We start from the raw sequence: 11,420 nt of genomic DNA, 5'->3' as shown, positions 1-11,420 counted from the left end.
GCTCATGACTGCCTCCAAAAAGCAGTCTTGAATCAAGCTGCGATCAATTCGTCAACCAATTCGTCCACGCCGCCTAGGCAATTATCGTACCGCTGCGAATGCTTCGCCAGTTCGTGCCATCCGAATAGGCCATTTCCGCGCCGGACGGGGCGTTCGTCACAAAGACCAGTGCACCGGCGCCATTGTTTCCGGCAGGGGGCAGCGCCGCGACAGTATAGGACGCGGGACGGATGGGACCATCAACATGAAGTTTTGTCTGCGGCCAGACCGAGCCTATGGCAACATTGCCTGTGGCGTGATCGATCTTGATCGCCTCCTGCCATTGCCCGCTGTCGCTGCTGACCTTCACGCTGAAATCGTTGCTGCCGTTCAGCCCCATTTCTGCAAAACCGGTCCAGTTCGTCTGGTAGAGAAGGCTCGCCGTATCCGTCATCGCCTGCTTGTTCACCTTTACCTGATGCCCCGCCCCGGCATTGTTGAACAGGCTGGCATCGGACGAAACCGCGAGCCGGTTGACCGCATCGGCCGTCGCTTGAACACCGAGCATGGAGAGCGACAGGTTGTCAGGAACCGATGAAATGCCCTTCCAGAGCGCACCGTCGAAAACGAGCAGTTGCGCTTCGTCCTCGACATAAACCTGCCAGCCGACAGCGGGCGCAACAAACAGCCATCCGCCATCGATGAAGGAGGCAATCATCCCCTCTTTGCCGGCCCAGTTTCCCAAAGCGGGCGCGGCGACCAGATAACGGTCTCCGCCGGCAGGGGTTTCCGGCGCGTCGGTCCGGCTACGCGACCTGACGCTCAGATGCACCACGGCATCGAGCAACCGCAATGCCTCGTTGTGGGTGACATGCTTCTGCGCCTGGCTGGGCAGGATATAGGGCAATTTCAGATTTGGGGTTTGGTCCATGAAAAACTCCTCGCGATGAATGATGCGAGGAGTCTATTTCTCTCATGGGTGGAGGGGATAAGTCCGATCAGCTTCCGCGATAGGTGGAGTATGACCATGGGCTGACGAGCAGCGGCACATGGTAATGGCCGTCGACATCCGCAATTGCGAAGCGGATCGGAATAAGATCGAGAAACGGCGGATTGGCCAGCTCCGCACCGCGCCCCTCGAAATATTCGGCCACATGGAACTGCAATTCATAAGTGCCGGTCCGCATTTCGTCGCCCGAGAGCAGCGGCGCATCCGTGCGGCCGTCGAGGTTGGTCACCGTGCGCTTGATGAGTTCGGACGCACCGTTGGCGGCTATCCGATAAAGCTCGATGCGCATGGCGGCTGCGGGGCTGCCATGGGCGGTGTCGAGAACATGCGTGGAAAGTTTACCCATAAGTCTACCTCAATATGCTCAGGCAGGTTTGATCGTTTCGATGCGATAAATGGCATCGGAGAAGAAAAACTCCTGCAGATTGTCCTCCTTGCCTGCCCTGTCGACAACCAGAAAATCGGATTTCTGCTCCAGCGCTAGCAGCGGGTGGTGCCACGCATTGCGCAGATAATTGACGCCCTTGTCACCACGCGCCAGAAACACACGCGGGCGGGCGGGCTTGCCGCCAGCATCTTCGGCGACTACCACGAGGAACGGCCTGCCGTTCAATGGAATGAATGCCTGCGAACCGAACGGGTGGCGTTCCATCATGACGATATCGATGGGCGCTTCGAACGATTGTCCCCTGAAAATATTGACGAGCACCCGGGCCTCGCTGCCAGCGGCTTCGACACGGGCGAGATCATGGTAGCGCTCCGTTGTGCCATTGTTGATCAGGCGAAGTTCCGCTCCCTCCGTCTCGATCACATCGCCAAATGGCGCAAAAGCCTCTTTCGTCAGCGGTTCGATCACCAGAGTTTCGACGCGCAAGTCATCCTCCCCATAAAACAGATTTCTTATAACGACAAAGCTTGTTGAAGAGGTCTCTGTCAATCGCGAAGCAGTTTCAACCGAAACAAGAAAAAGCCGGGCGAATCGCCCGGCTTTCATCATGCGAAGAACTGTAAATTTCAGCGCTTCAGAAGCGACATCATCGCTGGCACGCCGCACGCGGCGAGCGCCAGCTTCACAAGGTCGCCAACGATGAATGCGCCAAAGCCGAAGGCAATGGCCTTTTCCAGACCGAAGAGATAGGCCATCCAGCCAGCGCCCATCAGCAGGATGACGGCTTCCGCGAGCAGCATAGCACCGCCGAGGGCGAAGGGATTGCGCGCCAGACCCTTGTCGGCGGCGCGTCCGACGATCCAGGCCGCAGCAAGATAAGACAGGAGGTAGCCGCCCGTCGGACCGACCATATAGGCAAGGCCGATGCCCTTTTCCGGCGTGCCGGTGAAGACAGGCATGCCAAGGACGCCTTCAAGCAGATAAAGCGCAACCGTCGCCATGGCGAGCCGCGATCCGTAAAGGGCCGAAATCGCAAAAAGAGCGAAGGTCTGCATCGTCACATTGACGTAGACCAGATCGACCTTGATCTTGGCGGAGATCGTGAGAACGGCTGTTCCGATCAATGCAAGGCCGACAAACCAGAAAGCGCGGGCCAGTTGACTGGTGGGCAGGTATTCTGCAGCGAGAGAGGCGGTGGCGACGCGAGGCTTTACTCTATGAAGCATATCCAACTCCACTTTTGACGCGGCGGCAGATACCGGAATGAAAACTCCCCGGAACCGACCCTTGGCGCGATTTCGGCGCACGTGACTGTTCACGTTTGCAACCCGACTATATAAGGCCTATGCCGTTTCATCAATCAAACCAAAGAAGAATGGAAAGCCGCTTCCATGGCGCTTGTTTTCGACAGCAGTTTCACGCCCCAATATGGGGAACCGGTTGAACTGGGTAAAGGCATTTTGCGCCTCACCGTCAATAATCTGAGCGCTTTCACCTTTCACGGCACCAACAGCTATATCATCGGCACCGATACGCTGGCTGTCATCGACCCCGGCCCGGATAATGACGCGCATTATAACGCCCTGATCGCCGCCATTGCCGGTCGCCCGGTCAGCCACATCTTCGTCAGCCATACCCACCGCGACCACTCGCCTCTCGCGCAGCGGCTGAAGGAAAGCCTTGGCGCGCGCACCGTCGCCGAGGGAGCGCATCGCCCTGCCCGCCCCTATTATGCGGGCGAAGTGAACATGCTCGAAGCAAGCGCCGATACGGACTTCATTCCTGATATCGCACTGGCAGACGGAGGCACGATCGAAGGCGACGGCTGGGCACTGGAAGGCATTCATACACCCGGACATGCCGCCAATCACATGGCGTTCGGCCTGAAGAATACCGGCGTTCTCTTTTCCGCCGATCATGTCATGGCCTGGGCGACATCCATTGTTGCACCGCCGGACGGCTCCATGAGCGATTACATGGTCTCGCTGGAAAAACTGTTGGCACGCGACGACAAGGTCTATCTGCCGGGCCATGGCGGGGCCGTCACCAAACCTGCTGCTTTCGTTCGCGGCCTGCGTGCGCATCGCAAGATGCGCGAACGGGCCATCTTCGAGCGCGTCCTGCAAGGTGACAGGACGATCGGCGACATGGTGAAGGCCATCTATCGCGATACCGATCCGCGACTGCATGGTGCCGCAGCACTGTCCGTGCTGGCGCATCTGGAAGATCTCGTCGGACGCGGAGAGGTGAAGACCGACGACCACCCATCGCTCGACAGTATCTATATTCGCGGCTGATCATTCCACGTCGGCTGGAGCCTTGTTGACTTCACCTTCCAGCGCGCCCAGAAAATCGGTGATGAAGGCCGCATTCTGCCCCATGTCGCGTTTGCCATAACGCGACAGGGAACGCACATCCACATAGGTGGTTTCACCTTCATCGAGCAGCCTGATCACGATATCGCTCTTGAGGCCCAGAATGAAACTGTGCGCCGTTGCGACAAACCGCGTTGCACTCTGCTCCGGCGAGGGAGCATCATGCGCGATCACCTGCCATCCGAATGTCTTGAAAACGGTTCTGACACCTTGCGCGATACGATCCGGGGCGGCTTCATAGCGGCGTCCGACCACATCGGGATAGGCCGTCAACTGGGTCAGCGCATCGCCGCTCACCGCCACCGTCAGCGGGTTCATCCATTGCAGGCGTGACGGCATGTCGGGCGGAAATTGCGGTGGCGTCTCAAAGTCGGTCGAGAGGTCATAGAGCGGTGGGGACGTGTACCACAGTGCTGCCACCAGCCCGACCGGCAGCAACACGGCAAAAGCGAACAGGCCGCCCCAGAAGGATCGCGCACCGCCCTTGTCGCCATTGACCCAGAGATTGCGAAAACCTTTAGCCGAGCAAAGAAGGGCCAGAGCGGCAAGACCGGTGCTCAATCCGGCGAGTAGCACCAAGTCAGGTGTCTCCAGTGTCCAGAAGCGATGCAGAAGAAACGCCATCGCAAGCAGCACAAGCGCAAAAACACCAAACCGAAGCGCCCAAACCGCAGAGCGCGACTGACGCCGCTGGTAGCGAAGTTTTCTCATGCAGTCTCCGAGAGCATTTCCAGCTTATACTGAATCATTGGAGCCGCTCTGTCTCTCTGTTTTCACGCAGTATGAATAGCAGAGAGATTTTCGCTCGGCAAAACTTCGACGTAGCAATTCAAATGCCCTACCTGGCTTGAACATGGTGGGGCACTTTTCTTGGCAATATCATTTGGAGCGGTTTCGGTCAAAACGGGGTTGCTGGAACCGCTCCAAATATTTGTTCCGTCGCATTGTCCTACGCAAAACCGCTTCGCACTTTTGCTGGAAATGCTCTAATAACGCACATCTTTCGGCTTTTTCATGTTCGGCCAGTCCTTCACCTTGCCTGCGAAATCGGGGCGCGGCATGTGAGTGAAGTATTCCGACACATCAATGGCTTCCTGATCGGTCAGAACACCGCCCTGCCCGATGGGCAGATTGTAGTTCTGGGCTGGCGGCATCGCATATTTGACGAACTGCGCGGCCTTGTAAGTCCGGGCCAGTCCGGCCCCGATGTTGAAGCTTTCATCCCCCCAGAGCGGCGGGAAGATATAGTCACCGGCCTGGTCCTTCATGCCTTCGCCACCCGCGCCATGACAGGTCGAGCATTGTGCGGCATAGATTCTGGCGCCATTGACTGGATCAGGAACAAGGCTTTCATCGATGGGACCGGCATTGCGGATCGCCACTTTGGTGCCCTTTTTCACATCCTGTCGAAGCCAGTCCATATAGGCGACCATCGCCTTCATGTCGGCCCCCTCGGGCGGCAGCAGCTTACCGTTCATCGAACGCTGGAAGCAGCCATTGATGCGCATCACCAGATCGACTTCCTTGCCAGCACGGGGCATGACAGCGGGATAGAAATTGCTGCTGTTGATATAGGAAGCAACATTATCCATCTTGCCCTGCCCCATGTGGCAGGAGTTGCAATTCAGACCGTTGCCGACATTGTCGGGCAGAAGCCGCGCGGTTTCGTTGAGCAACCTCTTGCCGTGCATGATTTCAGGCGCGTTCGGCTGCTTGAGAATGTCACGGTCCGGCGGGATGACATAGGTACCGACCTGATTTTTGTCCTTGTCCAGAACCGCATAGGCTTTGGGAGCCGGGGCATCCAGTGAAGGCCGCAGGTGATTGAAGAGGAATGCGCCGCCCGTTACTGCCACGGCAAAACTGGCACCAAGAACGACAATCGTACTGGTTTTCATTGCTTGTTCTCCGGAACGTAATGGACGGGCTTGTGAGCGATTTCACGCCGCATACGCTCGATATCCTGCTCCGTTATGGCAGCGCCGTGGTTGCCCCAGCCGTTGCGAATGAAGTTCAGGATTTCGGCGACCTGCCAGTTCGGAAGATTGGCAAAGCCCGGCATGGTGAAAGCCATCCTGTCCGCAGGCGTGTCAGGCGTTCTGCCCCCGGTCAGAGTGACCTGAATGAGCGAGCTTGGATCATCGGCAAAGACAATCGAATTCCCGACGAGTGCCGGATAGATGCGCGGTGCACCCTTGCCGTCCATACGGTGGCAGACCGAACATTGCTCGACATAGGACAGTGCACCCGGTGCGCTGAAATCCCCCGCCTTCAGCGCCGCTGTCGTCACATCTTCCTTCGGCTGCCATTCGCGTTCGCGTCCTTCGCTTGGTGGCAGCGACTTCAAATAACGGGCAATTGCACGCAAATCATCTTCCGCAAGATATTGGGTCGAATGCTGCACGACATCGGCCATCGAGCCGAACGCCGCCGTGCGATCGGTGCGCCCGGTCTTGAGGAAGGTGACGATCTCCTCTTCGGCCCAGCTCGAAAGGCCTGTATCCTGATCGCGCAGGTTTTTCGCATACCAGCCTTCCAGAACCGAGCCGGACAGGAACTTGCCCTTCGGATCGTTCTTCACCGCTTTTTCTTCATAGGCGAGACCACGTGGCGTATGGCACGCGCCGCAATGACCGAGCCCCTCGACCAGATAAGCGCCGCGTGCGATCACCGGATCAGTGTCCTCTGCAATTTCGAACGGACGCGAATTTCCAAAGAAAAGCTGCCAGTAGGCGAGTGGCCAGCGCATGTTGGTTGGCCACGGCAAGGTGCTGGGCTGGTTATCCTGTTGTACCGGCTCCACCTTCGACATGAAGAACGCATAAAGCGCCTTCATGTCCTCGTCATTCACGACCGTATAGGAAACAAAGGGCATTGCCGGATAAAGATGGACATTATCCTGACGCACCCCCTGCCGTACGGCGCGCTCGAAGTCGGCATAGCTGTAGCCGCCGATACCGGTTTTACTGTCTGGCGTGATGTTTGTGGAATAAATCGTGCCAAGCGGCGTCTGCATGCCAAGCCCGCCCGCAAACGCCTTGCCTCCCGGAGCCGTATGACACGCAGCGCAGTCGCCCGCATGGGCGATATACTCGCCTTTTTCGATCAAAGCCTTGTCGGTGACATCGACGGCGGCTTCGTGTTTCGCCGTCAGCCAATGGGGTGTTGAAAGCGCAAAGAGCCAAGCTGCGGCTAGCGCACCCGCGCCACCGACCGCCGCTTTCCAGATCAGTTTCATGTGCCCTCCAACACCAATTCCCTTGTGATGAGGAGAACGTCGAAGATTCGGGATGAAAGAGCATTGACCGCGATCAAAACCTGTCGGGGGAATATTTAGCGATCTACAAAAGCAATAACTAATGCACGTTTGGCGTGCTTGATAGATTAGGCAAATCGCATTAGGGGCAGCACCCTCCAGGAGCGCAATTCAATCTGATTACGGCAGATTGGCGCTCCAATTGTTTGTTCAGCACGCATCTGATCCGAAAACCGTTTTGCACTTTTCGGGATGCGTTCTTAGCCTGCAAAGATCACCAGCTTTAAGAATAAGTGAGAAAAAGCTAGGTAAATCAAATAAAAAGGCATTGCAGCAACCGCTAACAGAAGGCATGATTGCGTATGTGGGGGCTTATATTGCAATCGTCGGAGAGGACGGAATGGATCGCGCCCTTCAAAATGGCAACCAGTCATCGGACGGCACAACCGCAGAAGATGCGATGACGCTCGAAGCCGTCGAACTGGAGTTTGCGCTTGGAGCCATCGACGTCCTTATCGAAGGTTTTGATTCCGCGCTCGCCAAAGCAGCAGAACGCGTTGGCGGCGAAGTCCTGTTCAATATGCCTGCTCTCGACACCAGCGAAGCACAACGCATCGGTGCAATCGCCATTGCCGGGCAACCGGAAGATCAGGTTATCTTCGTCACATTGCGCAACGACGGCACGACGCTGTCCGTTGAACCGCCAACAGGCGAAAATGCCGTTTTTGAAAGCCTTGGCCGCAACTACGCCGCCGTCATGAAAAGTCTTTCCCCGAAGTAGAAAGTCAACGGCGCCTGAACGGGGTTATTTCGGCGCTACAGGCTTTGGAACGCCCGCGTGAAGATTGTGCGGAGCAACCGGGTTGAGTGTCATCATCGTCTCGACATCCTTGAGTCGCACGAATTTCATCCCCTTCGCCTTCAAGGCCAGGACGCCTTTGGCTACCCCTTCACCCGCCGACCGCGTTGGTTGGTTGATATGCGAGATGATGACGTCGCCGTCACGCGCAGCGGCGATGCGGCGCTCAACCGTCGGCGCCAGCAACGAGGCGCCCTGATCGCCATTCAGCGAATAGCCACCGATCTTGTAGCCCATGCTTGTTGCCAGCTTGATGGCATCGGTCGAATAACGGGCAGTCGCATCGCGATACCAGACAGGCTTCGACACTCCGACATCAGTGATCGCCGTCGCGCCGGCATCGATTTCCAGATGAACCGCCTCAAGTGATCCTGCTGTCTTGATGCCATACATTTTCGGCTCGTTGGTAATGGCCGGAACATGCATTGCGCCATGGTTCTCGATATCGAACAGATCGGAATTGGCCTTCAAAACCGCCATGGCGGCCGGGTTCTGCTTTATCCATCGCCCCGTCACGAAGATCGTCGCTGGAATACGGTTCTGCACCAGCACGTCCAGAATGCGATGATCGGTCTTGCCCATGCAGGCATCAAGCGTCAGTGCCACCTGGGGCGATGCAGCACCACCCCGCGCGATACGCAGTTGCGGCTCAACGATCTTGATCGTGTCGTGCGCAGCCTTATTCTCCGCGCGCTCCTGCGGCGAGATATCGTATGCGCTGGCAATGCCAGTCGTGGCGAGAATGACGGCTCCTGCCGAAGCAATAAAACGAAGCATGACAATATCTTTTGAAAATGGCTTAACCACCGGAGATTATTCCGGCAGCTAAGCCAAATTGTGGCGTGCTGTCAAACCTTGCGTATGGCCGACTGCGCAGCGGCAAGACGGGCAATCGGCACACGGAACGGCGAACAGGAAACATAGTCGAGACCTGTCTTTTCGCAGAAGGCGATCGACGCCGGATCACCACCATGCTCGCCGCAGATGCCGAGCTTCAGTTTTTCGCGGGTCTTTCGTCCGCGTTCAGCGGCAATTTCCACCAGTTCACCAACGCCTTCGAGATCGAGCGACACGAACGGGTCCTGTTCGATCACGCCACGCTGCTGATAGGAGGTCAGGAACGAGGACGCATCGTCGCGTGAAATGCCGAATGTCGTTTGGGTCAAATCGTTGGTGCCAAACGAGAAGAACTCAGCCGTTTCGGCGATTTCGGCAGCGCGCAAAGCCGCACGCGGCAGTTCGATCATCGTGCCGACCATATAGTCGATTTTGACGCCCGCCTCTGCCATGACTTCCTTGGCAACTGCATCGATGCGCGCCTTGACGAAATCGAGTTCGGCTTTCAGACCAACCAGAGGCACCATCACTTCCGGCACCACGTGCTCACCGGTTTTCTTACCTGCTTCAACGGCAGCTTCAAAAATCGCCCGCGCCTGCATTTCCGCAATTTCCGGATAGGATACAGCCAGACGGCAGCCGCGATGGCCCAGCATCGGGTTGAATTCATGCAGGGCATCCGCGCGTTCGCGCAGCTTTGTCGCATCGACACCCATCGACCGGGCAACCTCTGCGACTTCCTCGTCCGTATGCGGCAGGAACTCGTGCAATGGCGGATCAAGCAGACGGATCGTAACCGGGAGCCCCTTCATGATCTCGAAAAGTTCGACGAAATCCGAACGCTGCATCGGCAAAAGCTTTGAGAGAGCCGTGCGGCGGCCTTCTTCATTGTCGGAAAGGATCATTTCGCGCATGGCGACAATGCGGCTTCCATCGAAGAACATGTGTTCAGTCCGGCAGAGGCCTATGCCTTCCGCACCAAACGAACGCGCCGTGCGGGCATCCGCCGGGGTTTCTGCATTGGCGCGAACCTTCATCCGGCGGGTCCGGTCAGCCCATTCCATCAGCCTGCCGAAATCGCCGGAAAGCTCGGGCTGCAACATGGCGACAGCGCCTTTCAGGACCTGCCCGGTGCCACCATCGACGGTGACGACGTCGCCCTTCTTGAAAGTCTGGCCTGCTGCTAGCATGACGCCATTGCGATAGTCAACGCGAAGCGACCCCGCACCGGAAACGCATGGCTTGCCCATGCCGCGTGCGACCACAGCTGCGTGACTGGTCATGCCGCCGCGCGTCGTCAGAATGCCTTCTGCCGCGTGCATGCCGTGAATATCTTCCGGGCTGGTCTCGATGCGAACGAGAATGACCTTGCGGCCCTCCGACTTTGCCTGTTCGGCTTCTTCCGAAGAGAAGACGATTTCGCCCGTTGCAGCGCCCGGCGACGCTGGGAGGCCCTGACCAATGATCTGACGCTCCGCACGCGGGTCAATGGTCGGGTGCAGAAGCTGGTCAAGCGCGGCCGGATCGACGCGCAGTACCGCTTCTTCCTCGGAAATGAGGCCTTCGCCTGCCATTTCGACGGCCATCTTCAACGCTGCCTTTGCAGTGCGCTTGCCTGAGCGGGTCTGGAGCATCCACAATTTGCCACGTTCGATGGTGAATTCGAGGTCCTGCATGTCGCGATAATGCTGTTCCAGCCGGTCAGCGACCTTGAGGAATTCAGCGAATGCTTCCGGCATTACCTTTTCAAGCGACGGTTTGTCGGAACCGGCCGCAATGCGCGCTTCTTCCGTGATGTTCTGCGGCGTGCGAATACCGGCAACGACATCTTCACCCTGCGCATTGACGAGGAACTCACCATAAAGTCTCTTCTCGCCTGTCGAAGGATTGCGTGTGAAGGCAACGCCAGTCGCAGAGGTTTCACCCATATTGCCGAACACCATCGCCTGCACATTAACCGCCGTGCCCCAGGCCGCCGGGATATTGTGCAAACGACGATAGGTGATGGCGCGCGCATTCATCCAGCTTGAGAAAACGGCGCCTATAGCGCCCCAGAGCTGTTCGCGTGGGTCTTGCGGGAAAGGCTGGCCGAGTTCTTCCTCGACCTTAGCCTTGTAAGAGGCGATGACCCCCTTCCAGTCTTCGGCCGTCAGCGCCGTATCGACCTCAATGCCGAGATCGGCCTTCTTGTCTTCGAGAATTTCTTCAAAGAAGCCATGATCAACACCCAGCACGACATCCGAATACATCTGGATGAAGCGACGGTAGCTGTCATAGGCAAAACGCTCGTCACCCGCTTCGCGGGCGATAGCCTGCACCGTCTCGTCATTGAGGCCGAGATTGAGCACCGTATCCATCATGCCCGGCATGGAAGCACGGGCACCGGAACGCACCGACACCAGAAGCGGCTTTTCGGCATCGCCGAAATTACGCCCCGTCACTTTCGCAATATGGGCCAGAGCCGCCTGAACCTGATCATTGAGCTCGGATGGATAAGACCGGTCGTGATCGTAATAATAGGTGCAGACTTCGGTCGTGATGGTAAAGCCTGGAGGTACCGGAAGACCAAGGCTGCTCATTTCAGCCAGGTTCGCTCCCTTACCACCGAGAAGATTGCGGTCGCTTGCCGCGCCTTCTGCCTTGCCGTCGCCGAACGTGTACACCCACTTCGCCATCATGGCCTCCTTACTGCAGGATAGGTTCATGAAAGGCTTGCA

At 57.5% G+C, this 11,420-nt stretch carries 11 protein-coding genes; 2 read left to right on the top strand and 9 right to left on the bottom strand.

Going from position 1 to position 11,420, the window contains the following annotated elements; genetic code table 11:
- Positions 1-73 precede the first annotated feature (73 nt).
- The 4 genes from KWJ32_RS21695 to KWJ32_RS21680 all read right to left on the bottom strand — a co-directional run bounded on the left by KWJ32_RS21695 (position 74) and on the right by KWJ32_RS21680 (position 2,602).
- Positions 74-910 carry a DUF2793 domain-containing protein gene (locus tag KWJ32_RS21695; RefSeq protein WP_256886241.1) on the bottom strand — a complete coding sequence of 279 codons (837 nt, stop codon included), beginning with the start codon at positions 908-910 and terminating at the stop codon, positions 74-76.
- A 67-nt stretch (positions 911-977) separates the two neighbouring features.
- Positions 978-1,334: a hydroxyisourate hydrolase gene (uraH, locus tag KWJ32_RS21690; RefSeq protein ID WP_006466277.1), complete on the bottom strand. Its 357-nt coding sequence runs from the start codon at positions 1,332-1,334 to the stop codon at positions 978-980.
- An 18-nt stretch (positions 1,335-1,352) separates the two neighbouring features.
- Positions 1,353-1,862, bottom strand: a complete 510-nt coding sequence (locus KWJ32_RS21685) for an ureidoglycolate lyase (RefSeq protein ID WP_256886240.1) — start codon at positions 1,860-1,862, stop codon at positions 1,353-1,355.
- A 140-nt stretch (positions 1,863-2,002) separates the two neighbouring features.
- Positions 2,003-2,602, bottom strand: coding sequence for a biotin transporter BioY (locus tag KWJ32_RS21680; protein WP_256886239.1), 600 nt, complete (start codon positions 2,600-2,602; stop codon positions 2,003-2,005).
- A gap of 165 nt (positions 2,603-2,767) precedes the next feature.
- Between KWJ32_RS21680 and KWJ32_RS21675 the strand changes: the two genes are divergently transcribed.
- Positions 2,768-3,673, top strand: a complete 906-nt coding sequence (locus KWJ32_RS21675; protein ID WP_256886238.1) for an MBL fold metallo-hydrolase — start codon at positions 2,768-2,770, stop codon at positions 3,671-3,673.
- Here the strand turns inward: KWJ32_RS21675 and KWJ32_RS21670 are convergent, their stop codons facing one another.
- The 3 genes from KWJ32_RS21670 to KWJ32_RS21660 all read right to left on the bottom strand — a co-directional run bounded on the left by KWJ32_RS21670 (position 3,674) and on the right by KWJ32_RS21660 (position 6,989).
- The gene (locus KWJ32_RS21670) at positions 3,674-4,462 is read right to left on the bottom strand and encodes a DUF1499 domain-containing protein (RefSeq protein WP_256886237.1); all 789 of its coding nucleotides are present in this window, start codon (positions 4,460-4,462) and stop codon (positions 3,674-3,676) included. It lies immediately after the preceding gene.
- 275 nt (positions 4,463-4,737) lie between these two features.
- Entirely contained in the window at positions 4,738-5,649 is a 912-nt protein-coding gene (locus KWJ32_RS21665) for a c-type cytochrome (protein ID WP_256886236.1), read from the bottom strand.
- Positions 5,646-6,989 (bottom strand): cytochrome c, encoded by a 1,344-nt coding sequence (locus tag KWJ32_RS21660; protein WP_256886235.1) that lies wholly within the window; start codon positions 6,987-6,989, stop codon positions 5,646-5,648. Before KWJ32_RS21660 ends, KWJ32_RS21665 begins: the two co-directional genes overlap by 4 nt.
- Positions 6,990-7,407: 418 nt before the next feature.
- Here KWJ32_RS21660 and KWJ32_RS21655 point away from each other — a divergent pair, with 418 nt between their 5' ends.
- Complete coding sequence (locus KWJ32_RS21655) at positions 7,408-7,788, top strand: hypothetical protein (protein WP_012090943.1); 381 nt, start codon at positions 7,408-7,410, stop codon at positions 7,786-7,788.
- A 24-nt stretch (positions 7,789-7,812) separates the two neighbouring features.
- Here KWJ32_RS21655 and KWJ32_RS21650 read toward each other — a convergent pair whose 3' ends face one another.
- Together KWJ32_RS21650 and ppdK are read right to left on the bottom strand one after the other, a co-directional pair.
- Positions 7,813-8,643, bottom strand: a complete 831-nt coding sequence (locus KWJ32_RS21650; protein ID WP_256886234.1) for a polysaccharide deacetylase family protein — start codon at positions 8,641-8,643, stop codon at positions 7,813-7,815.
- A 71-nt stretch (positions 8,644-8,714) separates the two neighbouring features.
- Entirely contained in the window at positions 8,715-11,378 is a 2,664-nt protein-coding gene (gene ppdK, locus KWJ32_RS21645) for a pyruvate, phosphate dikinase (protein WP_040129675.1), read from the bottom strand.
- Positions 11,379-11,420: the final 42 nt, after the last annotated feature.

It is taken from the genome of Ochrobactrum sp. BTU2 (assembly GCF_024539785.1).
Taxonomy (GTDB): Bacteria; Pseudomonadota; Alphaproteobacteria; order Rhizobiales; family Rhizobiaceae; genus Brucella; species Brucella anthropi.
This window is presented reverse-complemented; position numbering and strand designations above follow the sequence as displayed.